Genomic DNA, 24,629 nt, shown 5'->3' with positions numbered 1-24,629 from the left:
AGCGCGGGGGCGGGGGTGGCAGCGCGCAGCGGTTTGCTAGGATGGCGGCATGAACACGAACAAAACCCTCTCGCCCCGACCATCGCGCCGCGACACCGCGCGGGCGCATGCACCCCGGCCGCGGCCGGTGCAGAGACGTGCGTCGTCGCGGCGCGTCCTCGTCGGGCTGTTCGCCCTGGCTCTGCTCGCCCTCGCAGCGGGCCTTTTGGCCGGGCGGTGCGCCGGCACCCCGCACGCCGCGGCGCCGGCCGCATACGTGAGCCCCTACGACTGGACGGGCCTCGAGCGCAACGGCGACCGGCTCGCCTACTACGAGGACGGCGTGCTGCGTTCTGACCTTGGCGTGGACGTTTCCAGCCATCAGGGCGCCATCGACTGGCCGGCCGTGGCGGCCGATGGCGTGGACTTCGCCATCGTGCGCGCGGGCAACCGCGGCTACACCGAGGGCGCGCTGTACGCCGACGAGCGCTTCGCAGAGAACGTCGATGGCGCCAAGGCGGCAGGTCTGGCCACGGGCGTCTACTTCTTCTCGCAGGCCGTCACGCCTGACGAAGCCCGCGAGGAGGCCGACTTCGTGCTCGGGCTCTTGGCCGGCCGCCCCCTCGACCTGCCCGTCGCCTTCGACCACGAACCCGTCTCCGACAACGCCGGACGCGCGAACCGCCTCACGGGCCCCGAGCTGGCCGCCTGCGCCCGCGCGTTCTGCGAGCGCATCGAGCAGGCGGGCTACGACACGCTCGTGTACGGCAATAAGCGCGACATCGCCCGGTTCGGCGGCGATGACCTCGACGGCCGTCCGGTGTGGTTCGCCGAGTACGACGTGGCCGTGCCCACCGGGCAGTTCGACTTCGTCATGTGGCAGTACACGAGCGCCGGCACGGTGGCCGGCATATCCACCCGTGTGGACCTGAACATCCGCTTCGCCGCCGCAGGCTGACGCCGCATCGCCCGAAGCCTGCCGGCCGTATCCCAACCGCAACGATCGGTTGCAGCCCTCGCCGAGCGCGGCTTCGAACCCCAAAACCGCACATTCGTACTTGACAGGGCCCCAACGCGCCAGTAGACTGTGCGGACTGTAACCAACCAAGGAGCTCTGTTTCGATGTATTACGTATTTCAGTAGTCGGCACGCCCACGCGCGCCAAACCTCGTCGCAACTTCCCGTTGCACCCCTTTTGCCAACCGAAATGGCTGGCGCGGCCGCGTTCGCAACCCCACACTGAAATGCACACCGCCCAACACCCGTTGCGCGGCCGACGAATACATCGACCTTGAAGGAGCTCTCTCCCATGACCGAATCTGCCATGACCCTGAGCGCCGCGGGCCATCCGCTTCCCAAACGCTGGCTCGCCGTCATCGCCACCATCTGGATCGGCCAGGCCGTGTCCATGATAACCAGCTACGCCGCAGGTTACGCGGTGGTCTGGTACATCACCGAGACCACCGGCAGCGCCCTCATGCTGTCTGCCGCCGCCATCTGCGCCTACCTGCCGCAGGGCCTGCTCTCGCCATTCGGCGGCGTCATCGCCGACAAGCACAACCGCAAGACCGTCATGATCGTGGCAGACCTGGGAGTCGGCTTGGTGTCGCTCGGGCTGGGCGTGGCCATCCTCCTGGGCCAGGTATCGTTCGCCCTGCTCATGATACTGGTTGTCGTGCGCAGCATCGGCCAGGCGTTCCACGGGCCGGCCATGATGGCCGCCATGCCGCTGCTCGTGCCCGAGAAGCATCTGCTGCGCATCAACACGCTCGACCAGCTGCTCATGAGCGTGGCGTCCATCGGCGCTCCGGCGTTCGGCATCTTCCTGTACACCACCCTCGGCTTCCATGCCGTCATGTTCCTGGACTTCTTCGGCGCGCTCGCAGCCGTGGCGGGCCTCGCCCTGGCGAAGATACCCACCGTCATCGACAAGGCGGCCGAGAACCAGCACGTGCTGGCGAACCTGCGCGACGGCTGGCGCGCGCTGTCGGCAAACCGCGGCCTGGTTATCCTCATAGCCGGCGTGACGGTGGGCATGGTGGCGTTCGCGCCTCTGGGCGCCATCTTCCCGCTCATGACGTTCGACCACTTCGGCGGCGACGGCTACGCAGCCTCGCTCGTGGAGGCCGCGTTCGGCATCGGCATGGTGTGCGGATCTATCGTGCTCATGGCCTGGGGCGGCGGCAAGAGACTCGCGCTGCTCATCGGCGTGGCGGCCCTTATCGTAGGCGCCACCACCATGGCCTGCGGTTTCCTTGCACCAAGCATGTTTTGGGCGTTCGTTGCGCTCTGCGCCGTCATGGCGATCGCCTGCGCCTGGTTCAACGGGCCGCTCATCACGCTCATCCAGCGCAACGTGGCCGAGGAGAAGACGGGTCGTGCGCTGGGACTGTCCATGGCGGCTATGGGCCTGGCCTCACCCATCGGCATCGCGCTCGGCGGCATGTTGGCGGAGAGCATCGGAGTTGCCCCGTTCTTCGTGGTAGACGGCGCCATCTGCCTGGTGTTGGGCCTCGTGGTGTACCTGCCGAAGAGCGTGCGCGCCCTCGACCATGCACCAGCCGTCCAGCCGGAAACGGCCGGTGGGCAAACGGCGGAAGCCGAGGCCTAGCGCGGCGCTTGCCTGCCCTGGTGCCGCGCGCGCCCGGGCAGGCGGAGCCCATCGCCCGGTTCGGTCCAGGTGCTAGGTCAGGCCGCATCCGATGATCCCCTTTCGGGCGCCTGCCCAGGCCCGGACCCCTCCGGCAGACCAAGGGAAACCGGGCCGTCATGCGCCAGGAACACGCCTTCTGCCCTTGCCTCGCGCATGACGATGGACGCGCATTCCTCGTCCTCGTAGTCGCGCGCGATCTTCAGCAGAGCCGCAAGCGACTCGGGGCCCTCCTCCGGGAACGCGAACGCATCGGCGTCAAAGCATGCCTGCAACGCCTCCGGATCGTGCCGCGTGACGGCTTGGGAGAAGTCGACGAATTCGTCACCCTCTCTATCGGTGGAGAGCGGCACCACCCACACGACTGCGAACCATATGAGCACGGGGACGCTCACCGCGTACAGCACGATGGGCACGGCCACAAGGCCTTTGAGCCGCTTGCCCTGCTCGCGCCGTGCCTTCGCGCGGCACGCGAACACGATGCTCACCACGGTTGCCGCCACGAACATCGCCAGCGCAAGCGCCACCACGCCCAAGATGACGAACGCCACGGCGCCCATCACCGACAGCATGACCATGACCGATATCCCGCCCATTTCCCCTGCCCCTTTCCTCGCCGGCCTTCGATGCCCCCGCATCCGTCGCCGGTCCCGCGCCTACGAGCGGCGGCTCGACCCGTAGGCGGCGTTCTTGCGGTTGCCGAAGGCGCTGCCCTTGCGGGCGCCTTTCTTCAAGTCCTTCAGCACGTCCTCCTCGCTCGCGCCTTCCACGCTCGCGCGCAGCTTCACCACTTGGTCGCGCAGGCGGGCCGCCTCCTCGTAATCCATGCTCTGGGACGCCGAGGCCATCTCGTCCTCCATGGAGGCTATGATGCGCAGCACCTCCTCGCGCGAGAGCGCGGCCAGCTCGGCGTTCACCTGCTCGGCCGTGGTGTTGCCCACCTCGTCGGTCACGTAGTCCATGATGTCGTTGATGGCCTTGCGGATGGTCTGCGGCTCTATGCCGTGGTCCTCGTTGTACTGCATCTGTATGGAACGGCGGCGCTTCGTCTCGTCGATGGCAAGCGCCATGGAGTCGGTCATCTTGTCGGCGTACATGATGACCTGGCCCGACACGTTGCGGGCGGCGCGGCCGATGGTCTGGATGAGCGAGCGGTGGTTGCGCAGGAACCCCTCCTTGTCGGCATCGAGGATGGCCACGAGCGAGACCTCGGGCAAGTCCAGGCCCTCGCGCAGCAGGTTGATGCCCACGAGCACGTCGAACTTGCCCTGGCGCAGCTCGCGCAGGATCTCCACGCGTTCGAGCGTGGCGATGTCCGAGTGCATGTAACGCGCCTTCACGCCCTGGTCAAGCAAGTGGTCGGTCAGATCCTCCGCCATCTTCTTCGTGAGGGTGGTAATGAGCACGCGCTCGTCGCGGGCGGCGCGGTCCTTGGACTCGTCGATGATGTCGTCGATCTGGGAGGCGCTCCCGCGCACGATGATCTCGGGGTCCAGCAGGCCGGTCGGGCGGATGATCTGCTCCACCTGCTGCTGCGACACCTTCTGCTCGTAGTCGCCCGGCGTGGCCGACACGTACACGAACTGCGGAATGCGCTCTTCGAACTCGTCGAAGCGCAAGGGGCGGTTGTCCAGGCAGCTGGGCAGGCGGAACCCGTGCTCGGCCAGCGTGATCTTGCGCGAGCGGTCGCCCTCGTGCATGCCGCGGATCTGCGGCACCGTCACGTGGCTCTCGTCGATGATGCAGAGGAAGTCCTTCGGGAAGTAGTCGATGAGCGTGTAGGGCGGCTCGCCCGGCGAGCGCCCGTCGATGTGGCGCGAGTAGTTCTCGATGCCGGAGCAGAAGCCCATCGTCTCCATCATCTCCAGATCGTAGTTCGTGCGCATCTCCAAACGCTGCGCCTCGAGCAGCTTGCCCTCCTCCTTGAACTGCTGCAGGCGCTCGCGCAGCTCGTCGCGGATGGTGCCGAGCGCGCGGTCCATCTTCGGGCGCGTGGCCACGTAGTGCGACGCGGGCCAGATGGGCAGCGCCTCGAACTCGTTCACCACCTCGCCCGTGACGTTGTCCACTTCCGCGATGCGCTCTATCTCGTCGCCCCAGAACTCGATGCGCAACGGGTTGTCCGCATAGGGCGGGAACACGTCCAGGTTGTCGCCGCGCACGCGGAACGTGCCGCGCTTCAGCTCGTAGTCGTTGCGGTCGTACTGGATGTCGATGAGCTCGTGGATGACGTCGTCGCGGTCCATCTCCTTCTGCTTGTCCACGAACACCGCCATGCCGGCATAGTCCATGGGCGAGCCGATGCCGTAGATGCACGACACCGAGGCCACCACGATGCAGTCGCGCCGCGAAAGCAGGGCCGAAGTGGCCGCATGGCGCAGCTTCTCCACTTCCTCGTTGATGGAGGCGTCCTTCTCGATGAACGTGTCGGACGAGGGCACGTAGGCCTCGGGCTGGTAGTAGTCGTAATACGACACGAAGTACACCACGGAGTTGTTCGGGAAGAACTCCTTCAGCTCGCTGGCCAGCTGGGCCGCGAGCGTCTTGTTCGGCGCCATGACCAGCGTGGGCTTCTGCACGGCCTCGATGGTCTTGGCCATGGTGAACGTCTTGCCCGAGCCCGTCACGCCCAGGAGCGTCTGGTAGCGCAGGCCGTCCTCGACCCCGCGGGCCAGCTTCTCGATGGCCTGCGGCTGGTCGCCCGACGGCTCGTAGGGCGACACCACCTTGAGAGGCGTCGTTGCCAGCCGCACCTCCGGCAGCTTGCCCTCCATCTCGAGGCCTTCGATATTCGAAAGATGCGCCACGTAAGCTCCTTCCCGAAGAGAACGCCGCATGCCGAAGGACACCGACGAGAGGGTTCATCGACCACTCAGTCTAGCACAGCAGAAGCAAAATGAACATATGTTCGTGATTCAACCGTTATCTTCCCCATCTTTCGAGATGATGTCGAGCTGCCTAGGCGCTTGCCAAATCCTTGCGAACCAAGCTGCGCAGGTAATCCGACCGGCTCATGCCCAGCTTCGACGCCCTCTCGTCCATAGCCGCAACCTTCTGCGGCGTGTCCTTGAACCCGACGAACTGCAACGGCTCCCCGAATTTGAGGGGTCGCCCCACAATGATCTCGCCCACCTGCTCGCCAGGCAAGATGCCCTGCGCTGCTTCCTTCTCCCATTCATCAAGCTGCTCGGCGGTGACCCCGAACATCTCCTCAAGCTCTTTCGCTGTCTTCACGTTCTACCTCCCTGTCAGCCCGAACTCTGCCAAAACGCTCGCTGTCGGCGGCGTCATTGCATGGTATATCAGCACACCGTACCATTTGTCGACGCCGACCATCTGGACGAGGCGTCCATCGCTGCAAAACCCAAGGGCTACCACTACCACACGATCCTCTTTCGGTGCCCTACGATGTTGCTTCCTCACGTAGTTCTTCCAAGCATACAGGATCTCTTCCTCGGTCAACCCATGCTTGAGCGCGTGCAAATCAACCAGCACTTCCATTGAGCGATCACCTATTCCTTTTTGTTAAACGAAATTGTAAAACGTAAATGGCGCAGCGTCAAGGAAGGCAGGGCACGGAGAGCGACCCGCGCTTCCTCTCGTCGTTTTTCAGATGAAGGTTTCCATGGCAGACCCCTCTTCCGGTTCCGAAAGCTGGAGAGGATCTTGCAAGCGTGGTACGGGCGGACGCGGAACACCGTCGCCATCTATGGGCCGCCCTCCCGCATTGCGGCATCGGGCAGGCGCCTGCACTGGCTCTTTTCGACAAATCACATGGTAGCACAAAAAGGAACATCCGTACTTATAAAACGGATGTTCTAATATAATTTTTCGAACATGGTGCTGGCCCACGCCGGACGCGACTAAAAGCTCGGGGAGGGCCCGCCCAAGGGGCATCCTCGCCGTCTAGTCTTTACAGGCCTTTCTCGTACTCTCCCCACCAGGCTATCACCTGGTTGTGCAGTTCCTCGGGGGTGCCGTCGTTGTTGAACACCACGTCGGCGGCCTCGATGCGGTCGGCATCGGTGATCTGGCGGGCGATGCGGCGGCGCACGTCGGCCTCGTCGAAGCCCGACGCCACGGCGCGCTCGATGCGCACGTCCAGCGGTGCCAGCACGGCGATGACCACGTCGGCATCGTAGGCGAGCGAGGACGTACGGTTCTTGAACACGGAGTGCTCCACCACCACGGCCGGATGGCCCGCGGCCTCCAGCTCGGCCACCTTGTCGCGGTAGGCGTCCTCGATGCGCGGCACGGTGATGCGGTTGAGCTTGCGCGTCTCGGCGGGACTCACGAACGCCTTGTGGGCGAGCGCCTTGCGGTTCACCTCGTCACCGTCCATGATGTCGGCGCCAAACGTGTCCACCAGCTCTTCCCTCACCGTGTCCCAAGCGAGCACGTCGTGGCCCACCTTGTCGAGGTCGATGTACGGCAGGCCCGCGTCCACAAGGGCCTTGCGGGCCGTCGACTTGCCGGCGCCCATGCCGCCGATGATGAACAGCTTCTTCATACCGATGCTACCTCCTCGATCATGCCGCCTCCGAGCACGGTGTCGCCCACGGAGAAGACGGCGAACTGTCCCGGCGCCGTGGTCGGCTGCGGCTCGCGCAACACTGCGCGAACGCGCCCTTCGGGTTCGGGCTCTATGATACACGGAACGGCCCGGCTTCGGTACCGCAGTTTCACGCTGGCGGCACGCGGCCCGTCCAGGCATGCGAGGGCCTGCCACCTCACCGGACCCGTCAGCACGCTCGAGATGCGGGCCTCGTCGGCGAATCCCACCACCAGCTCGCACGTCTCGGGCCGCTTGGCCACCACGTAGTACGGCTCGGGCGCGGCTACGCCGATGCCCTTGCGCTGCCCCACCGTGTAGTTGGCCAGCCCGTCGTGCCGGCCGAGCACGGCACCCGCGCAATCCACGATGGCGCCCGGCCGGTCATCGACGCCCCGCGCGTGCAGGAACGCACGATAATCACCCTCGATGAAGCACACATCCTGGCTCTCGGGTTTCTCGGCAACGGGAAGCCCCAGGTCGGCAGCCAGCACGCGCACCTCCGCCTTCGTGGTGCCGCCCAGCGGCAGCACAAGGCGCGCCAGCTGCTCCTGGGAGAGTAGCGCCAGCATGTAGCTCTGGTCCTTGCGCGCATCGAGCGCGCACTTCACCACGTAGCGCCCGTTATCCGCAAGCTGCGCGATGCGGGCGTAGTGGCCGGTGGCCACCGACTCGCAGCCCAGCTCGTCGGCGGCAGCCAGCAGGGAGGGCAGCTTGCAGCAGGCGTTGCAGCCCACGCAGGGGCTCGGCGTGAGCCCCGCGGCGTACGCGTCCACGAACGGCTGGACCACCGCATTATCGAACAGCGCGGTGCAGTCCCGCTCCGTATGACTCAAGCCCAGCCGGGCGCACACCGCCGCCGCATCGGCTGCGGCGCGGTCGCTTGCCGCATCATCGGTGAAGCGGCAGGTAACGCCCACCACCTCGAAGCCTGCGCGCATGAGCAGCGCGGCGGATACCGCGCTGTCGACACCGCCGCTCATACCCAGCGCCACACGCCGAACGCCGCTCTCGCCCGTTGCCATCTGCCATCCTTTCGCATCTTCTTTCGTCGCCAGTATAAAGGAAACGGAGCCCGCGCAGCGCACCGCCTCAACGATACGTGAAGAGCCTACGCAGAACGACCGCAGCGCGGTACAATGCGTTCTCGGCGCTTGACGGAGCGCTATACTGGATCCTGCGCATCCCGCGCATCGACCGCAAACGCAACAAGGGGGATCGCACGTGTCGGGCTCGAAATCCCGTTATATACCGGCGCTCGACGGCCTGCGAGCTTTCGCCGTGCTCGCCGTTATCGCCTACCATATGCGCATGCCCTGGGCACCCGGCGGGCTGCTGGGCGTCACCGTCTTCTTCGTGCTGTCAGGCTACCTTATAACCAGCTTGCTGCTCATCGAGCACGACGAATCGGGCACGATCGACCTTCCGCGCTTCTGGCTGCGCCGCGTCCGTCGGCTCGTGCCCGCCATCGTTCTCGTCGTCGTTTGCACGGCCGTGCTCTGCACCCTGTTCAACCACGCCCTGCTCACAAAGATGCGCCCCGACGTCCTGCCGTCTCTGCTCTTCTTCAACAACTGGTGGCAGATATTCCACGACGTGTCCTACTTCGAGGCGCTCGGCGCGCCGTCGCCGCTTGCGCACTTCTGGTCGCTGGCTATCGAGGAGCAGTTCTACCTCGTGTGGCCCGTGGCTCTGCTTGCCGCGCTGAAGCTGGGAGCGAGGAAGGGCACGGTGCGCAACGTCGTGCTCGTGCTGGCCGCGCTCTCCGCACTAGAGATGGCGCTGCTGTTCGACCCCGCCGCCGACCCGAGCCGCGTGTACTACGGCACCGACACACGGGCGTTTTCGCTGCTCATCGGCGCATGGCTGGCGTTCGTGTGGCCGTCGCACCTATTGGGCGCCAAAAGCGGCGTGCGCCTGACGAAGCGCGAGCGCTCCGTGCTCGACGGCGTGGGGGCCGCGGCGCTCGCGGGCTTGCTGCTGCTGGTGGTGTTCTCGAACGGGTTCTCGCCCTTCCTGTACCGGGGCGGGCTCGTGCTGTGCTCGATGCTCACCGCCGTGGTCATCGCGGTCATGGTGCATCCGGCCAGCATCATCGGGCGCGTTGCGGGCGCGAGGCCGCTCGTGTGGATAGGCAAGCGCAGCTACGGCATCTACCTGTGGCACTACCCGTTGCTGCTGCTCATGGACCCGGGCGGCATCGGCGACACGCCTTGGTGGCTCTACCTGCTGCAGCTGGCGGCCGTGTTCGGCTGCGCCGCGCTGTCGTACCGCTTCGTGGAGAACCCCTTCCGCCACGGGGCCTTCGGCCGTCTGGTGAGGAAGGTACGCTCGGGCGAGGCGTCGCTGCCGGACTGGCTGCGCACGCACGCCGTGCCTGCCGTGGGCGCCGGCGCGCTCGTGATCGTGGCCGCAGGCGGGCTGGCGCTCGTGCCGCCCACCTCGGCCTTGGAGGGCGGCAACCTGCTGAAGCAGGCCGAGCAGGGCCAGACGAGCCCCTCGGGCCAGGCCCAGGCAGATCCGTCGGGGCAACCGTTGGCGGAGGGGTCGCCGCAGGAGCCCGAAGGCTCCGCGCCCGTCGCCGAAGAGCAACCGAAGCTCGATGTGCTCATGATAGGCGACTCGGTATCGGTGCGCTCCGTGCCCTATTTCCAAGAGCGCTTCCCCCACGGCGCCATCGACGCCGCCGTGAACCGCCAGATCTACGTGGGAAGGGAAGTGTACGACTCGTATCGCGACCAGGGCCTTGTAGGCGGCATCGTCGTGCTGGCGCTGGGCACGAACGGCCCGGCTACCGATGGGCAGCTGGACGATATCGTCGCCGACGTGGGAACCGACAAGCAGCTCTGGCTCGTGAACACCCGCAGCCCGCAAGACTGGGTATCCTCCACGAACGACGTGCTGGCAGGCGCCGCCGAGCGCTACGGGAACGTCCATCTCATCGACTGGTTCGGCGCGAGCGCCGGACGCGACGAGCTCTTCGACGGCGACGGCACCCACCTGACCGAGGAGGGCGCGCGCGTCTATATCGACCTCGTGCACGACGCCGTGTCCAGCTACCTGCCGCAGCATGCCGAAGATGCTGCCGCACCCGCCGTGCAAACCCCCATCGACCTGGCTCTCGCTGAAATCGAGGGAGCTTACCGCTCCGCGTTGGACGCGGCATCCCGCGACCTCCTCGGGTCGATCGAGCGTTAAGCATCCGGCTTAAGGGCCGAACGGGCCGGCTGCGCCAACGACTCCTCATAAAGCAAAGAGGGCCCCTCTTTCGAGGGGCCCTCTTACAATCGGCGGGGAAGCTACTCCGCAGCCGGCTCCTCGGCGGGAGCGGCAGCCGGGGCGGCCTCTTCCTTCTTCTCGGCCTTCTTCTTGGCCGGCTTCTCCTCGGCCTGGATGGACTCGTCCACCTCGATCTCGAAGCCGAGCTCCTCGGCGGCGGCCTTCATGGACAGGGAGATACGGCGACGCTCGGGGTTGATCTCCATGACCTTGACCTTCACCTCGTCGCCAGCCTTCACGACCTGCGCGGGGGTGTCGATGTGGCGCTGCGACATCTCGGAGATGTGCACGAGGCCCTCGATGGACTGGCCCAGCTCGATGAACGCGCCGAACGGCACGATCTTCGTCACCTTGCCGTCGACGATGGTGCCCACCGGGTAGCTCTCGACGAGCTTGATCCACGGATCCTCCGTCGTCTGCTTGAGGCCGAGCGAGATGCGCTCGCGCTGCAGATCGACGTCCAGGACCTCCACCTCGACCTCGTCGCCCACCTTGACGACCTCGGACGGATGGTTGACATGGTTCCAGGACAGCTCGGAGATGTGCACCAGGCCGTCGATGCCGCCGAGGTCGACGAACGCGCCGAAGTCGACGATCGAGGAGACGGTGCCCTTGAGGCGCATGCCCTTCGAGAGCTTCGCGAGGATCTCGGCGCGCTCGTTCTTGCGGCCCTCCTCGAGCAGCACGCGGCGGGACAGGACGACGTTGTTGCGGTTGCGGTCCATCTCGATGACGCGGGCCTCGATCTCGGTGTTGAGGTACATGTCGAGGTCCTTGACGCGACGGAGGTCGACCAGCGACGCCGGCAGGAAGCCGCGCAGGCCGATGTCGAGGATCAGGCCGCCCTTGACGACTTCGATGACCTCGCCCGTGACCACTTCGCCGGCCTTGAACTTCTCTTCGACGCGGATCCATGCACGCTCGTACTCGGCACGCTTCTTGGAAAGGATCAGGCGGCCGTCCTTGTCCTCCTTCTGGAGCACGAGGGCTTCGATCTTCTCGCCCAGCTCCACGATGTCGGACGGGTCGGCGTCCTTGCGGATGGACAGCTCGCGGGAGGGGATGACGCCCTCGCTCTTGAAGCCGATGTCCACGAGCACCTCGTCGTGCTCGATCTTGACGACCGTGCCGTCGACCAGGTCGCCCTCGTCGAACTCGGTCAGCGTGCCGTCGATCATCTCGTTCATCTGCTCGTCGGAGATGTCGCTGAAGTCGATGACGGACGTGTTCTTGATGTCGGTCAAAACGGACCCCTTTCAAACTTAAGTCGGGGACCCTTCGTCATGATTGATTGCTTACACCATGTTCGCTCTGCAAAAGCTTGCTCGCTCAGCTGTGCAACAAAAACATGTCTCGGGGGCCTACAGTTACGTGCGCTTCCGGGAGGATTCCCGATAAGCCGCATCAGTATATCACACAGGCAACGTCCCCAGAACCACTATTCACAAGGCCCCACGATTATTTCTCGCCATTCCGCCACCTTTGGCCTCGCATCAGCCGCGGTAGCGCGCGGAGGCGGCGTGCGAGCTGTAGTAGGCCCGCTTGTCCTCGTACATGGCACCGTCGGCCCACCTGACGGCCTCGTCGACAAGGCAAGGCTCCGCGGCGTAGTGCAGCCCCATGGCCATGGGGCACGAGGCGTCGGACAGCCGGGCGCGCACCGTTTCCACCAGCGCGTCGAAGCCGTCTGCGGAGACGTCCTTCACGATGGCGAGGAACTCGTCGCCGCCCATGCGGTACACGTATGCCCCCGGGAGCGCGTCTGCGAGCGCGCTGCCCGCCGCGATCAGCGCGCGGTCGCCCCTTGCGTGGCCGTCGCGGTCGTTGATGTCCTTCAGGCCGTTCATGTCCACGTACACCACGCCGAACCCGTTGCGCGGGCCCGCGGCGTCGAGCTCCTCCACGTCGGCGATGAAGCGGTTGCGGTTCCCCAGGCCGGTGAGCGTGTCCGTGAAGCTGAGCTGGCGGAATCGCTCCTTCGTGCGGTAGCGCTCCAGCTCCATGGACAGGAAGTAGGAAAGGCTGCTGAAGAACTCCCCGCAGTGGTCCAGGTGGATAGCGGCCGGGTTGTCCACGCCGATGGAGCCGATGAGCTCGCCCTCCACGAGCAGCGGCGCGTCCACCAGGGTGGTTATGCCCTGCGGGGCGAGCATCTCGTACTCGTTCGGCGAAGTCTCGCGCAAATCCTCCAAGTTCTTGACGACGATGGTCTCGCGCTTCAGGAACAGCGGCATCCACTGCGTCACGAAATGCAGGTCCATGTTCTGCAGCTCGTCGATCTGGGGCACCACGCCCTCGGCGCACCACTCGTGCGAGTTGCTGAACGAGGTGCCGTCGGGCGACACCTGGAAGAGGTACACGCGGTCGGCCTCCATGAACTCGCCTATCATCTGGAGCACGGACGTCATGTCGCCCGCGAACCCGTCTATGTTCTGCAGCTTCATGGCGCAGCGCACGAGCAGCGTCTCCAGGCCCAGCTTCGTCTCCAGCGCCCGGCGCTGCTCCTGCTCGGCGGTCATGTCGAACGCCACCTCGAAACGGGCCGGGCGGCCCTCCCAGTCCACGACCTTGTCCTTGAGCAGGTAGTGGCGCCCGAACTTCTCGTTGTAGTGCGCCCACGTGACGAACGCGTCCGCGGAAAGCTCGTGGTTGTTGCAGAACTCGCAGGGGGCGTCTTTGCCCAGCACCACGTCGTAGCACGTCCGGCCCCGCCAGTCGCCCACGAGGCGCTCCGCAGATCCGTTGAGGTACAGCATCTCGTGGGTATCGAGATCGCTCACGTACACGCATTCCGCCAGCGCGTCGAATATCTCGTAAGGGTTAGCCATGCCGGCCCTCTCCTCGCTATCTACCTCGGCCCGTGCCCGTCTCGGACGACGGACGGTGTCCGCGTGCGCCTTTGCGCCCCGTGCCTTCCGGGGCGCATTCCCGCAGTCCATTCTGCTCTATGAGGCAGGCGGCGGAGGGCGCGAGGCACGGCGGCGGGGCCGTTTCGCCCCGCCGCGCGGCGGGCCTCGTCACTAGGCTTTCTGGCAAGCGGCGCATACGCCGTCGAAGATGATCTCGTGACCCTCGATGGCGAAGCCATGTGCATCGGCTATACGGGAGGCGATGTCCGGCTCGTAGGGCATATCGACGTCCACGATGCCGCCGCACACGCGGCACTTCGCGTGGTAATGCGGCTCGTTGAAGAAGTCGTAGCGGTCGGCGCCGTTGGGCACCTCGACGCGCAGCACGTCGCCTCGGCTAGCCAGCACGCCCAGGTTGCGGTACACCGTGGCCCGCGAGATGTTCGGGTACGTGCGACGCACCGCCTCGTACACGTCGGCCGACGTGGGGTGGTTATGCAGCGACCGCACCGCCTCCAGCACGAGCGCCCGCTGAATGGTGTTGCGCGAGGGCGCCGTGGACGCCCCCTTCTTCGTTGCCGTGGCCATTGCGAACTCCTTGGGTCTGCTTATCACTATCGTAATTTAAATAGGATTATATCCCATTAACAACAACCTGCAAACCCCGCCGCCGAACCTCCACACGGGACGGCACCGATCCAGGCTGGATCGATGCCGTCCGGACATGCCGGCACCTTCTGCGCTCGCTACACAGCGGCGGCGCCCGTCTCCCCGGTGCGGATGCGCACCACCTCCTCCACCGGGAAGATGAAGATCTTGCCGTCGCCTACCTCGCCGGTGCATGCCGTGGCGCGGACGAGGTCGACGAGAGGCGCCACCTCTGCATCCTCGACCACGAGCTCGAACTTCACCTTCGGTATCATGTTGAGCATCACCTCGGTCCCGCGGTAGTACTCCTTCCAACCATGCTGGCTGCCGCACCCTTGCACCTGGCTGACGGTCATGCCGCCCACCTGCGCGGCGAACAGCGCCTCCTTGAGCGGCTCGAGCTTCTCGGGCCGCACGATGGCGGTGATCTTCTTCATTTAACAGCTCCTTTGCTATCACTGGTTCGTCGAAGCCAGCGAGAGTCGCCGGCCCGTTCCGCCGTTCGGCAGAACGGCGGAACCTTAGTCGAGTCCCACATAGGCCGGATACGCGCTCTCGCCGTGAGCGGTCACGTCGAGGCCCTGCGCCTCCTCGGCCTCGCCCACACGCAGGCTTCCCTTGAAGCACGCCTTCACGATGAAACCGAGCGCCACGTCGAGCACGCCCACGAACCCCACCGTCACGAGAATGCCGAGCACCTGCGCGCCCAGCAGCGTGGGATCGCCGGTATAGAGCAGGCCGCCGAAGTCGGTCCACGACAGCTCGGGCACGCAGAACAGCCCGGTCAGGATGCCGCCGGTCACGCCACCGACCGCATGGATGCCGAATGCGTCGAGCGCGTCGTCGTAGCCGAGCCTGCGCTTGAGGAACGAGACGGCGGCGTAGCACACGGGCGATACGATGACGCCCATCGCCGCCGCTGCCCATGGCTCCACGAAGCCCGCTGCCGGCGTGATCACTACGAGACCAGCCACCAAGCCCGTCGCCGCGCCCACGAGCGTGGGCTTGCCGTCACGCGCGCGCTCGACGGCCAGCCACGAAACGAGCGCTGAACTAGACGCCGCCACGGTGTTCACGAGCGCGAGCGCAGCAACGCCGTCGGGGGAGAACTCGGAGCCCGCATTGAAGCCGAACCATCCGAACCACAGGAGCGTCGCGCCAAGCGCCACGAACGGCACGTTGTGAGGGCGGTAGCTCATCACGGCGTACCCCTTCCGCTTGCCCGCGATAACGCAGAGAACCAGGCCCGTGAGGCCGGACGAGATGTGCACCACATCGCCGCCCGCGAAGTCGAGCGCGCCGATCATGCCTCCCACGAGACTCCCCTCGCCGCCCCACACCATGTGGGCGAGCGGCGGGTACACCACGACGGTCCACACCGCCGCGAACGCGCACACCGCGCCGAACTTCACGCGCCCGGCCACCGCACCCGTGACGATGGCCGTGGTAATCATGCAAAACGCCATCTGGAACACCACGTCGGCTATCGCGGGGTACGCGTCGTGGCTCAGCGCTTCGGGGGCTTCGCCCACGATGTCGGCCACCAGCCCAGCGAGGCCGAGCTGGTCGAAGCCTCCGAAGAACGGAAGCGACCCGTCCCCGCCGTACGCGAACGACCATCCGCACACCGTCCAGGTGACGCCCACGATGCCGAGCACCGCAAACGACATGAGCATCGTGTTCACGACGTTCTTGCGACGGCTCAAACCTCCGTAGAAGAACGCCAGCCCCGGCGTCATCAGCAAGACGAGCATCGCGCATACCAGCATGAAACCCGTCGATCCTGTGTCGAACATGTGCCTCTACCTCCCTCGAATACGAGTGCTTCCTGTTTACGCATTCGATGATCCCACCGCCCCGCGACCGTCCCAAGCGAGACCTGCAACTGTTAACGCGCTCAAAAACGCCTTTTAACAGACGGGAAGCATCGCCGTTACCGAAAGGAAACACGCCTCGCAGCACCGGGCCGCGAGCCCGAAGGAATCGGACTGCGGGAACGATGGCAGCGCGCACCGTTGCGGTATAGTGGAAGGGACACGCGAGAGAAAGGACCACCGCATGACCATCGAGTTCGTCCCCGTCGAAACGCCCGAGGACCGCGCCGCCCTGGCGACGCTCGCCAGCGAGATCTGGCACGAGTACTGGCCCGCCCTCATCGGCGAGGCCCAAACCGACTACATGGTGGAACAGTTCCAGAGCCTCGAAGCTATCGAGCGCGACGTGGCCGAGCACGCTTACGAGTACTGGTTCCTGCGCACCGCCGAGGACGGCCGCACCGTAGGCTACACGGGAGGGCGCGTCGAGCCCGAGACGAACCGCTTCTTCATCTCGAAGATCTACCTGTGCGCCGAAGAGCGTGGGCACGGGTTCGCCAGCCAGACCATCCGCTTCTACGAGGACCTGTGCCGCGCACGCGGACTCGCGGCCATGTACCTGACGGTGAACAAGCACAACGACCTGGGCGTGCGCGCGTACCGGGGCAAGGGGTTCGAGACCATCGAGTCCGTGGAGACCGACATCGGGCAAGGCTTCATCATGGACGACTTCATCATGGAGAAGCGCATCGGCGCATAGGATGCCGTTCAACCATTGGTGAAACCGCCTGCTGTGACGCCCCTTCTATCTGACCGGGGTATATGATTCCGTTATCGTCGAAGAGAAGGAGCGGTCCCATGGGCAAGTTCGTCATCAAGACGTCCGAGACGGGATGCCATTTCGTGCTGAAAGCCGACAACGGCGAAGTCATCGCCACGTCGCAGCACTACCAGTCCAAGGAATCCTGCAAGAAGGGCATCGAGAGCGTGAAGAGGAACGCCCCCGGCGCGGAAGTCGTGGAAGAGGATTAGTTCGTTCCGCTGGCCTAACGGCCAGCGGAATCGCTCGACGCCGCGAAGGCCCCCGTGCCCAGCCTTGCCGCTCCAAGCCTTCCTCGCGTGCAAAAGCGCGCTTCGCCGGCTCACGGCAATTCCGGGCACGGGGGCCCTTCGCGCTGACCTACAACGCCAACCCGTCTACGACCTCGTTGGACGCACCACCCGATCCCCCTAGAAGAACATCAGGAACAGGTGCGTGAACGCGAACGCCAGCAGGCCGCAGCCGGGAAACGTGAGCACCCAAGTGCCCACCATGCGGCCGGCAAGGCCCCATTTCACGTTGCGCAGGCTCTTCTCGGCGCCCACGCCCATGATGGCGGTGGTCTTGGTATGCGTGGTGGACACCGGCAGGCCCGTGAACGTGGCCAGGCCGATGCAGAAGCAGGCGGACAGGCAGGCGGCGAAGCCCTGGTACTGCTCCATCTTAACCATGTTCATGCCCACGGACTTGATGATCTTCTTGCCGCCCACGGCGGTGCCCAGCGCCATGACGGCCGACACCATGATGATGAGCCAGAACGGGAACGACACGTCGCCGCCCGACTGGCCGCTCATGGCCAGCATGATGCCCAGCATGCACAGCGACAGGAACTTCTGGCCGTCCTGCGCGCCGTGCAGCACGGCCACGCCGGCGCCCGACACGATCTGCGCCCACTTGAAGAACGAGTTCGCCTTGGAGCGCTCGGCGCGCCGACACGCCTTCTTTATGAGGCGCGTGAACAGCCATCCTGTACCGAACCCGAGCACCGTGGAGATGACCAGACCGTATACCACCTTCATCCATTCGCCGCCGTTCACGCCGCCCAAGCCCCCCTGCAGGGCGATGGCCGCACCGGTGATGCCGGCGATGAGCGAGTGGCTCTGGGACGTGGGTATGCCGAAGTACCAGGCCGCCACGCCCCATACGATGATGGCCACCATGGCCGCCGCCAACGCGACGAGGGCGGCATGGTTGTCGCCGCCGAAATCCACCATCTTGAAGATGGTGGCGGCCACGGCCGACGAGACCATGGTGATGCCGGCAAGGCCGACGAAGTTGCATATCGCCGCCATAACGATGGCGGGCGTGGGCTTCATGGCCTTCGTGCCCACGACGGTGGCGATGGCGTTGGGGGCGTCGGTCGCCCCGTTCACCACCGTGGCGCCCAGCGTCAGGATGACGATGAGAGCGAGTATGGGGTCGCTGACGAACGCTGCAGCGAACGAGCCGAAATCGTAGCTCACTCGGACTCCTCCTCGAACGAAGGGTGCCGATCGGCAAGAGTATTCAACTTGGGGTCCCTTTCACGGCTTCGGTGACAAAGCACACGGAATCGTATGATAGCGGTGCTTTGTCAAGTCAAGGCAACGGAAAGATCAAGTTTAGGTAAAGTCGCCCCTATTTCATGCGCTCCTCGATGGAGGCCGCTATCCCCTCGGGATCGAGGCCCAGGTCGCGAAGCAGCAAGTCGGCCTTGCCCTGCGGCACGAACATATCGGGAATGCCCAGCGTGAGCGCAGGCACGGCCAGGCCCTGGCGCGCAAGCTCGCCCAGCACGCCCTCGCCCGCACCACCCGACACGATGCCGCCCTCCACCGTGACCACGAGGCGCGTCTGCGCCGCACGCGCGATGGCATCGGCGTCGAGCGGCTTCGCCCAGCGCATGTCCACGACGCGCGCATCGATGCCGCGCGCCGCCAGCAACTCCGCGGCGCCCAGCGCACGGCCCACCATACGGCCGAACGCGAGGATGGCCACGTCGGCCCCCTCGCGCACCACCTGCGACTTCCCCACTTCCAGCACCTGGGGCTCCTCGGGCAGCGGCACGCCCTCGGCCGCCCCGCGCGGGTAGCGGATGGCGAACGGGCCGCCCAGCGCCAGCGCCGTGTGCAGCGCATGCACGAGCTCCGCCTCGTTCGACGGGGCGAGCACGCGCATATGCGGCACCATGCGCGTGTATGCGAGGTCGAACATGCCGTGATGCGTGGGGCCGTCCTCCCCCACCACGCCGGCGCGGTCGATGGCGAACACCACGTCCAGGTTCGGCAGCGCGTTGTTGATGACCAGCTGGTCCACGGCGCGCTGCAGGAACGTCGAGTAGATGGCCACGACCGGCTTCTTGCCGCCGATGGCCAGGCCCGAGGCCAAGCCCACGGCGTGCTCCTCGGCTATGCCCGAGTCCACGAAGCGGCTCGGGAACTCCTCGGCGAAGCCCGCCAGGCCCGTGCCGTCCTTCATGGCGGCCGTGATGGCCACGATACGCTCGTCCTTGCGCGCCTCGGCCGCAAGCGCCGCGCCGAACACGCTCGTGTACGAGGGGGCGGCGGACGGCTTCTTCTTCACGGCACCGGTAGCCACGTCGTACGGCGCGATGCCGTGGAACTTCTCGGGGTTGCGCACGGCCGGCCCGTAGCCGGCTCCCTTCTTCGTCACCACGTGCATGAGCACGGGTGCGTCCGTCTCCAGCACCATGGCGAGCGTCTCCTTGAGCGCGCCGATGTCGTGGCCGTCGATGGGCGCCGTGCACAGGATGCCCAGCTGCTCGAAGATCATGGTACGCGGGAGCACGAACTGCTTCATGGATTCCTTCATGTTGCGCCCGAAGTTCGCGAGCGCCTCCCCGAAGGGTCCGCTGCTTTCCAATCTCTCCTGGACGGAGTCGCGCGTCTGGCGGTACTGCGAGGAGGCGCGCATGTAGCCGAGGTGCTTCATGAGCGCGCCCACGTTGCGCGAGATGGACATCTCGTTGTCGTTGAGGACGACCACCATCGGGGTCTGCGCCTGTCCGATGTGGTTGAGCGCCTCGAACGCCATGCCGCCCGAGAGCGCCGCATCGCCTATCAGGGCTACCACCTTGTTGTCGCCGCCCGAGAGGTCGCGTGCCTTCGCCAGGCCGAGCGCCACCGAAAGCGAGTCGGAGGCATGGCCCGAGGGATGCACGTCGTAGGGGCTCTCGCCGGGCTTCGGGAAGCCGGAGAGGCCGCCGTAGGTGCGCAGCGACTTGAACTCGTCGAGACGGCCCGTGACCAGCTTGTGCGCATAGGCCTGGTGGCCCACGTCGAAGATGAACCGGTCGCGCGGGCAGTCCAGCATGCTGTGCACGGCCAGGATGATCTCCACGGCACCGAGCGACGAGCCCACGTGACCGCCCGTCTCCGACGTCACGGACACGATCTCCTCGCGTATCTCGCGGGCGAGGATGGAGAGCTCTTCGTTGGTCAGCAGCTTGAGGTCGGCCGGCGACGAGATCACGTCGAGAATGCGATGGTCCATAGTCACGCCCCCCGTTACGCTTGAGCCGCAGCCGCCGCGGACGCCTCCGCGTCCGAAGCTGCGGCTTCGATTTCAACCTCGGTTCCCGCGGCGGCCTCGCAGACGGCCTTGCCCGCGCCGTCTTCGGCCTCGTCTTCGGCATCGCGGGCCTCGATGTTCTCCTCGAGCAGCTCGCTCGCCCGCAGGCCCAATCCCACAGCCTCCTCATACAGGGAGAGCGCCTCGTCGAGGGGCATCTCGCTTGAGCCAACGGCATCGACGATCTCGTCGAGGCGGGCCTTCACCTGGTCAAAGCTTTCATATGACTCATGCGCCATGGGAAGGGGCTCCTTCGGGCAGCTCGCCCTCCCGCGCCGCGGCGGACGCCGACGCCGCCTTCTCCTCGGCCTTCTCCTCGTCCAGGATCTTCGCGATGCGGCCCAGCACGCCGTTGACGAAACGCGGCGACTCGTCCTCTCCGCCGAAGTCCTTCGCCAGCTCAACGGCCTCGTTGATCGTGACCGAGGTGGGCACGTCGTCCACGTACATCATCTCGTAGGTGGCCAGGCGCAGGATTGAGCGGTCGACGATGGGCATGCGCGCAAGCGCCCAGTTCTCCGACGTGGCCGCCAAATGCTTGTCGATGGCCATGCGGTGCGCCTCCACGCCCCGCACGAGCGCTGTGGCGTAGTCGGGCAGCGGGCCGTCCTCGGCCAGGTAGCGGCCTTCCTCGGCGATCTTGGTAGCGCCCTCGTCCGTGATCTCGCTCGTGTAGAGCAGCGCGAGCGCCGAGCGGCGCGCACGCGTTCGTTCATGTCGTTTAGCAGCCATAGGAGCTCAGCAAACCTCCGGCTAACCGGCAAACTGGATGCCGTCGATGTACACGTCGACCGAGGAAACCTGCGCCCCCACCTGGCTCGCCACGGCATCGGCCACGGCCTGGCGCAGGTTGGCGGCCAATTCGGGCAGCACATAGCCGTAGTACACGTCCACGCGCACCGATATGACCAGCTTGTCGTCCTCGTCCACGGCGATGTCGATGCCCTGGGTGGACGGCTTGGCGCCGAACACGGAGCGCAGTCCGCCCGCGGCGGCGGAGCCCACGGAGGCCACGCCCTCCACCTCGTTGGCTGCAATGGACACGATCGTCTCGACGACACCCGGCGCAAGCGCCATGCCGTCAAGGTTCAGCTCGTTCATAACACGTCTCCCATCTGGGTCTCAATGAAGTCGGTCGTCGCCTCGCCCGCGCAGAACACGGCGTTGTCCAGCACGCGGCGGTGGAACGAGATGGTGGTCTCGATGCCCTCGATGACGAACTCGTCAAGGGCGCGGCGGCCGCGCTGCAGCGCCTCCTCGCGGTCCTGGCCGTACACCACGAGCTTCGCCACGAGCGAGTCGTAGTAGGGCGAGATGCGCGAGCCGGTGCGCACATAGCTCTCCACGCGCACGCCGGGACCCGCCGGGAGCTCGAACTTGGTGATGGTGCCCGGGCAGGGTCGGAAGCCGTGCGCGGGGTCCTCCGCGTTGATGCGGAATTCCATCGCATGGCCGAACGGGGCGAACGGCGCACGGGAGGCGCAGCTGATGGGCTCGCCGGAGGCGATGCGCAGCTGCTCCTTGATGATGTCGGTACCGGTGATCTGCTCGGTCACGGGGTGCTCCACCTGCACGCGCGTGTTCATCTCCATGAAGTAGAAGTTGCCGCGCTCGTCGAGCAAAAACTCTATCGTGCCGGCGTTCTTGTAGTTCACGGCGCGCACGGCCTTGATGGCCGCCACGCCCATGGCGCGGCGCAGGTCCTCGGTGAGCGCCGGCGAGGGAGCCTCCTCAATGAGCTTCTGGTGGCGACGCTGCACGGAGCAGTCGCGCTCGCAGAGTGCCAGGTTGTTGCCGAAGTCGTCGGCCAGCACCTGCACCTCCACGTGGCGCGGGCGCAGCACGAGCTTTTCCAGGTACACGCCGTCGTTGCCGAAGGCGGCGCCGGCCTCGGTGCGCGCGGCCTGGTACTGGGCCTCAAGATCGGCTGGATCGTGCACCTCGCGCATGCCCTTGCCGCCGCCGCCCGCCGTGGCCTTGATGAGCACGGGATAGCCCACGCTGTCCGCGAACGCCTTGGCCTCGGCGGCCGTGTCGATGCAGCCGTCGGAGCCGGGCACCGTGGGCACGCCGCAGGACTTCATGGTCTCGCGCGCCATGCTCTTGTCGCCCATGCGCTCGATGCAGTCGGCCGCGGGGCCGATGAACACCAGGTCGTTGTCCACGCAGGCGCGGGCGAAGTCGGCGTTCTCGGCCAAGAAGCCGTAGCCAGGGTGGATGGCCTCGGCGCCGGCGTTCTTGGCTGCGGCTATGATGCTGGGCATGACGAGGTAGCTCTTGTTCGCCTGGGCTGGGCCGATGCACACGGCCTCGTCGGCGTACTGCACGGGATAGGTGTCCGCGTCCTCCGTGGAGTACACCGCCACCGTCTTCACGCCCAGCTCCTTGGCTGCGCGCATGACGCGCAACGCCACCTCGCCGCGGTTCGCTACCAGTATCTTGCTAAACATTACGCCGTCTCCGGAGCCGGGGCCGGGGCGCCGTGGGGCTCGACGTAGAACAGCGGCGTGCCGAACTCGACGGGCATGGCATCCTCGAGGCACACCTCGCGCACCGTGCCCATCTCCTCGGCCGTGATCTCGTTCATGAGCTTCATAGCCTCCACGATGCAGAGCGTCTGGTTGGCAGCCACCTCATCGCCCACCTGCACGAACGGCGGCTCGCCGGGCGCGGGGGACGTGTAGAACGTGCCCACCATGGGAGCCGTCACGCAGTACCAGTTCGAGGGGCGCTCGACGCCGTCGTCGGCGGAAGCGGAGGCCTCGGCCGCGGGAGCGGGGGCGACGGCGGCCACCGGGGCCGCAGCGGCTGCGGCCGCCATGGCGTCGGAGGACAGCGTGCCCGGCATGCGCACGGCGATGCGGGTGCCCTCCTCCTCGACTACGATCTCGCCGACGCCGCTTTCCTCGGCGACGCGAACCAGCTCGCGAATCTGATTGATGTCCACGTAATCGTCCTCCTTGGTGTGGCTCGACTCCTGCTCCATGAGGAAGTCGACCTTCTCCGATGTGCGGTGCTTGCTCAGGTACGTGCGGGCCTCGTTCGGGAACAGGGCGTACATGAGCACGTCCTCCTCGCTCTTCGCGAGGTCGCCGATCTCGTCTTCCACCTGGGAATACGTGGTGGTCACGAGAGAACCGGGGGCAATATCGGGCGGCAGCATCTCGGAGTTGCCCACCACCTTTGCCACGATGTCCTTGTCCATGCGACCCGGCGCCTTGCCGTAGTAGCCGCAGATATAGTCCTTCATCTCCTTGGACACCACGCTCCAGCGCTTGCCGGTGAGCACGTTGAACACGGCCTGCGTGCCCACGATCTGCGACAGGGGCGTGACGAGCGGCGGGTAGCCCACCTCCGCGCGCACCTTCGGGATCTCCTGCATGACCTCGGGCAGACGGTCGCCGGCGTTCTGGATCTCCAGCTGCGACACGAGGTTGGACATCATGCCGCCGGGCACCTGGTGCGAGTACACCTTCATGTGCGTGAGCGAGGACACGCCGCGCTTGTAGTGGCCGCGCTTGCGCACCTCCTCCCAGTACTCGGCGATCTCGAACAGCAGGTCGAGGTCGAGCCCGGTGTCGTAGCGGCTCTCCTGGAGGGCGGCCACGATCATCTCCACCGCGGGGTGCGAGTTGCCGAAGGCGAGCGGCGCGTGGGCCGTGTCCGCGATGGCGGCACCGGCCTCGGCAGCCTTGATGATGTTGGCGGGCGCCATGCCGCCCACGTAGTGGCAGTGGATGTGCAGCGGCAGGCCGATCTCGGCGTTGAACGCCTTCACCATGCGCTCGGTGCGGTAGGGCGTGAGCATGCCGGCCATATCCTTGATGGCGATGGAGTCGGCGCCCAGATCCTTCATCTTCTGGCCGTACTCCAAGTAGCTGTCCAGCGTGTGGACCGGCGACATGGTGTAGGAGATAGCTCCCTCGAAGTGGCCGCCGCATTCCTTGATGGCCTCGGCGTTGTCCACGACGTTGCGGATGTCGTTGAGGGCGTCGAACACGCGGAACACGTGAATGCCGTTGCGCTTGGAAGCCTTGATGAAACGGTTGCAGATCTCGCGCGAGTAGTGCTTGTACCCCACGAGGTTCTGGCCGCGGGACAGCATGGCGAGCGGCGTGTTCGGCGTGTTCGCCTTGATAGATCGCAGACGCTCCCACGGGTTCTCGTCGAGAAAGCGCAGGCACGTGTCGAACGTCGCACCGCCCCACGCCTCGATGGCCCAGTACCCGACCCGGTCCATCTTAGGCAGGATCGGCAGCATGTCCCCGATCTGCATGCGCGTGGCCCAGAGGCTCTGCTGGCCGTCGCGGATCGTGGTATCCATGATTTGAAGTCTCGGCATGAACTCACACCCCCTTCGATTTGCAGTTAGTCAAAGATCGAATAACCGATTATAGAGGAAGGTTGAGGTCGCGGCGTAGATGCCAGGGGAAATTCACTGCTAAGCAACAGAATAGGGGGATGAGGG

General features: G+C 65.9%; 23 protein-coding genes. 5 read left to right on the top strand and 18 right to left on the bottom strand.

Annotation, left to right across the window (positions count from 1 at the left end; translation table 11 throughout):
• Positions 1 to 49 precede the first annotated feature (49 nt).
• Positions 50 to 937, top strand: a complete 888-nt coding sequence (locus LB310_RS06850; protein WP_087191930.1) for a glycoside hydrolase family 25 protein — start codon at positions 50 to 52, stop codon at positions 935 to 937.
• A 351-nt stretch (positions 938 to 1,288) separates the two neighbouring features.
• A complete protein-coding gene (locus LB310_RS06845) occupies positions 1,289 to 2,590 on the top strand; it encodes an MFS transporter (RefSeq protein WP_301154755.1) in 1,302 nt (433 codons plus the stop codon).
• 77 nt (positions 2,591 to 2,667) lie between these two features.
• Here LB310_RS06845 and LB310_RS06840 read toward each other — a convergent pair whose 3' ends face one another.
• From LB310_RS06840 to mnmA, 6 genes are all read right to left on the bottom strand, one after another.
• A complete protein-coding gene (locus LB310_RS06840; protein WP_278806638.1) occupies positions 2,668 to 3,225 on the bottom strand; it encodes a hypothetical protein in 558 nt (185 codons plus the stop codon).
• Positions 3,226 to 3,285: 60 nt separating this feature from the next.
• Positions 3,286 to 5,403 (bottom strand): excinuclease ABC subunit UvrB, encoded by a 2,118-nt coding sequence (uvrB, locus tag LB310_RS06835; RefSeq protein WP_166521697.1) that lies wholly within the window; start codon positions 5,401 to 5,403, stop codon positions 3,286 to 3,288.
• 184 nt (positions 5,404 to 5,587) lie between these two features.
• Positions 5,588 to 5,863 carry an antitoxin gene (locus tag LB310_RS06830; RefSeq protein WP_123649876.1) on the bottom strand — a complete coding sequence of 92 codons (276 nt, stop codon included), beginning with the start codon at positions 5,861 to 5,863 and terminating at the stop codon, positions 5,588 to 5,590.
• Between the two features lie 3 nt (positions 5,864 to 5,866).
• A complete protein-coding gene (locus LB310_RS06825) occupies positions 5,867 to 6,130 on the bottom strand; it encodes a hypothetical protein (RefSeq protein ID WP_157004903.1) in 264 nt (87 codons plus the stop codon).
• A gap of 412 nt (positions 6,131 to 6,542) precedes the next feature.
• Complete coding sequence (gene coaE, locus LB310_RS06820; protein WP_157004904.1) at positions 6,543 to 7,139, bottom strand: dephospho-CoA kinase; 597 nt, start codon at positions 7,137 to 7,139, stop codon at positions 6,543 to 6,545.
• Complete coding sequence (mnmA, locus tag LB310_RS06815) at positions 7,136 to 8,206, bottom strand: tRNA 2-thiouridine(34) synthase MnmA (protein ID WP_278806636.1); 1,071 nt, start codon at positions 8,204 to 8,206, stop codon at positions 7,136 to 7,138. Before mnmA ends, coaE begins: the two co-directional genes overlap by 4 nt.
• A gap of 199 nt (positions 8,207 to 8,405) precedes the next feature.
• On the opposite strand from mnmA, the gene LB310_RS06810 reads away from it, so the two are divergent.
• A complete protein-coding gene (locus LB310_RS06810) occupies positions 8,406 to 10,379 on the top strand; it encodes an acyltransferase family protein (protein WP_278806635.1) in 1,974 nt (657 codons plus the stop codon).
• Between the two features lie 101 nt (positions 10,380 to 10,480).
• On the opposite strand, the gene rpsA is transcribed toward LB310_RS06810, so the two are convergent.
• The 5 genes from rpsA to LB310_RS06785 form a co-directional block, all read right to left on the bottom strand.
• Complete coding sequence (rpsA, locus tag LB310_RS06805) at positions 10,481 to 11,704, bottom strand: 30S ribosomal protein S1 (protein WP_087191426.1); 1,224 nt, start codon at positions 11,702 to 11,704, stop codon at positions 10,481 to 10,483.
• Positions 11,705 to 11,953: 249 nt separating this feature from the next.
• Complete coding sequence (locus LB310_RS06800; protein ID WP_087191425.1) at positions 11,954 to 13,288, bottom strand: sensor domain-containing diguanylate cyclase; 1,335 nt, start codon at positions 13,286 to 13,288, stop codon at positions 11,954 to 11,956.
• A gap of 192 nt (positions 13,289 to 13,480) precedes the next feature.
• A complete protein-coding gene (locus tag LB310_RS06795; protein WP_087191424.1) occupies positions 13,481 to 13,897 on the bottom strand; it encodes a Fur family transcriptional regulator in 417 nt (138 codons plus the stop codon).
• 158 nt (positions 13,898 to 14,055) lie between these two features.
• On the bottom strand, positions 14,056 to 14,394 hold the full coding sequence (locus LB310_RS06790; protein WP_278806634.1) for a P-II family nitrogen regulator: 339 nt from the start codon (positions 14,392 to 14,394) through the stop codon (positions 14,056 to 14,058).
• A gap of 84 nt (positions 14,395 to 14,478) precedes the next feature.
• The gene (locus LB310_RS06785) at positions 14,479 to 15,753 is read right to left on the bottom strand and encodes an ammonium transporter (RefSeq protein WP_278806633.1); all 1,275 of its coding nucleotides are present in this window, start codon (positions 15,751 to 15,753) and stop codon (positions 14,479 to 14,481) included.
• Between the two features lie 262 nt (positions 15,754 to 16,015).
• Between LB310_RS06785 and LB310_RS06780 the strand changes: the two genes are divergently transcribed.
• Positions 16,016 to 16,531 (top strand): GNAT family N-acetyltransferase, encoded by a 516-nt coding sequence (locus tag LB310_RS06780; protein WP_278806632.1) that lies wholly within the window; start codon positions 16,016 to 16,018, stop codon positions 16,529 to 16,531.
• A 98-nt stretch (positions 16,532 to 16,629) separates the two neighbouring features.
• On the top strand, positions 16,630 to 16,803 hold the full coding sequence (locus LB310_RS06775) for a YegP family protein (RefSeq protein WP_087191420.1): 174 nt from the start codon (positions 16,630 to 16,632) through the stop codon (positions 16,801 to 16,803).
• Positions 16,804 to 17,001: 198 nt separating this feature from the next.
• On the opposite strand, the gene LB310_RS06770 is transcribed toward LB310_RS06775, so the two are convergent.
• From LB310_RS06770 to accB, 7 genes are all read right to left on the bottom strand, one after another.
• Positions 17,002 to 18,054, bottom strand: coding sequence for an inorganic phosphate transporter (locus tag LB310_RS06770; protein ID WP_278806631.1), 1,053 nt, complete (start codon positions 18,052 to 18,054; stop codon positions 17,002 to 17,004).
• Positions 18,055 to 18,208: 154 nt separating this feature from the next.
• Positions 18,209 to 20,083 carry a 1-deoxy-D-xylulose-5-phosphate synthase gene (gene dxs / locus LB310_RS06765; RefSeq protein ID WP_278806630.1) on the bottom strand — a complete coding sequence of 625 codons (1,875 nt, stop codon included), beginning with the start codon at positions 20,081 to 20,083 and terminating at the stop codon, positions 18,209 to 18,211.
• 14 nt (positions 20,084 to 20,097) lie between these two features.
• The gene (locus LB310_RS06760) at positions 20,098 to 20,400 is read right to left on the bottom strand and encodes an exodeoxyribonuclease VII small subunit (protein WP_096227210.1); all 303 of its coding nucleotides are present in this window, start codon (positions 20,398 to 20,400) and stop codon (positions 20,098 to 20,100) included.
• Positions 20,390 to 20,893, bottom strand: a complete 504-nt coding sequence (nusB, locus tag LB310_RS06755) for a transcription antitermination factor NusB (RefSeq protein ID WP_087191416.1) — start codon at positions 20,891 to 20,893, stop codon at positions 20,390 to 20,392. Before nusB ends, LB310_RS06760 begins: the two co-directional genes overlap by 11 nt.
• A gap of 21 nt (positions 20,894 to 20,914) precedes the next feature.
• Complete coding sequence (locus tag LB310_RS06750; protein ID WP_087191415.1) at positions 20,915 to 21,262, bottom strand: Asp23/Gls24 family envelope stress response protein; 348 nt, start codon at positions 21,260 to 21,262, stop codon at positions 20,915 to 20,917.
• Positions 21,259 to 22,611 carry an acetyl-CoA carboxylase biotin carboxylase subunit gene (accC, locus tag LB310_RS06745; protein ID WP_301154754.1) on the bottom strand — a complete coding sequence of 451 codons (1,353 nt, stop codon included), beginning with the start codon at positions 22,609 to 22,611 and terminating at the stop codon, positions 21,259 to 21,261. Before accC ends, LB310_RS06750 begins: the two co-directional genes overlap by 4 nt.
• A complete protein-coding gene (gene accB, locus LB310_RS06740; RefSeq protein ID WP_227153895.1) occupies positions 22,611 to 24,503 on the bottom strand; it encodes an acetyl-CoA carboxylase biotin carboxyl carrier protein in 1,893 nt (630 codons plus the stop codon). The genes accC and accB overlap by 1 nt, the downstream gene beginning before the upstream one ends.
• Positions 24,504 to 24,629 lie beyond the last annotated feature (126 nt).

It is taken from the genome of Gordonibacter sp. RACS_AR49 (genome assembly GCF_030418435.1).
Lineage (GTDB): Bacteria > Actinomycetota > Coriobacteriia > Coriobacteriales > Eggerthellaceae > Gordonibacter > Gordonibacter urolithinfaciens.
This window is presented reverse-complemented; position numbering and strand designations above follow the sequence as displayed.

Bases quoted from the DNA above. Each gene is read 5' to 3' on its own strand.
- LB310_RS06850 (WP_087191930.1), top strand. From the start codon at position 50: ATGAACACGAACAAAACCCTCTCGCCCCGACCATCGCGCCGCGACACC.
- LB310_RS06845 (WP_301154755.1), top strand. From the start codon at position 1,289: ATGACCGAATCTGCCATGACCCTGAGCGCCGCGGGCCATCCGCTTCCC.
- LB310_RS06840 (WP_278806638.1), bottom strand. From the start codon at position 3,225: ATGGGCGGGATATCGGTCATGGTCATGCTGTCGGTGATGGGCGCCGTG.
- uvrB (WP_166521697.1), bottom strand. From the start codon at position 5,403: ATGGAGGGCAAGCTGCCGGAGGTGCGGCTGGCAACGACGCCTCTCAAG.
- LB310_RS06825 (WP_157004903.1), bottom strand. From the start codon at position 6,130: ATGGAAGTGCTGGTTGATTTGCACGCGCTCAAGCATGGGTTGACCGAG.
- coaE (WP_157004904.1), bottom strand. From the start codon at position 7,139: ATGAAGAAGCTGTTCATCATCGGCGGCATGGGCGCCGGCAAGTCGACG.
- mnmA (WP_278806636.1), bottom strand. From the start codon at position 8,206: ATGGCAACGGGCGAGAGCGGCGTTCGGCGTGTGGCGCTGGGTATGAGC.
- LB310_RS06800 (WP_087191425.1), bottom strand. From the start codon at position 13,288: ATGGCTAACCCTTACGAGATATTCGACGCGCTGGCGGAATGCGTGTAC.
- LB310_RS06795 (WP_087191424.1), bottom strand. From the start codon at position 13,897: ATGGCCACGGCAACGAAGAAGGGGGCGTCCACGGCGCCCTCGCGCAAC.
- LB310_RS06790 (WP_278806634.1), bottom strand. From the start codon at position 14,394: ATGAAGAAGATCACCGCCATCGTGCGGCCCGAGAAGCTCGAGCCGCTC.
- LB310_RS06785 (WP_278806633.1), bottom strand. From the start codon at position 15,753: ATGTTCGACACAGGATCGACGGGTTTCATGCTGGTATGCGCGATGCTC.
- LB310_RS06780 (WP_278806632.1), top strand. From the start codon at position 16,016: ATGACCATCGAGTTCGTCCCCGTCGAAACGCCCGAGGACCGCGCCGCC.
- LB310_RS06775 (WP_087191420.1), top strand. From the start codon at position 16,630: ATGGGCAAGTTCGTCATCAAGACGTCCGAGACGGGATGCCATTTCGTG.
- dxs (WP_278806630.1), bottom strand. From the start codon at position 20,083: ATGGACCATCGCATTCTCGACGTGATCTCGTCGCCGGCCGACCTCAAG.
- LB310_RS06760 (WP_096227210.1), bottom strand. From the start codon at position 20,400: ATGGCGCATGAGTCATATGAAAGCTTTGACCAGGTGAAGGCCCGCCTC.
- nusB (WP_087191416.1), bottom strand. From the start codon at position 20,893: ATGGCTGCTAAACGACATGAACGAACGCGTGCGCGCCGCTCGGCGCTC.
- LB310_RS06750 (WP_087191415.1), bottom strand. From the start codon at position 21,262: ATGAACGAGCTGAACCTTGACGGCATGGCGCTTGCGCCGGGTGTCGTC.
- accC (WP_301154754.1), bottom strand. From the start codon at position 22,611: ATGTTTAGCAAGATACTGGTAGCGAACCGCGGCGAGGTGGCGTTGCGC.
- accB (WP_227153895.1), bottom strand. From the start codon at position 24,503: ATGCCGAGACTTCAAATCATGGATACCACGATCCGCGACGGCCAGCAG.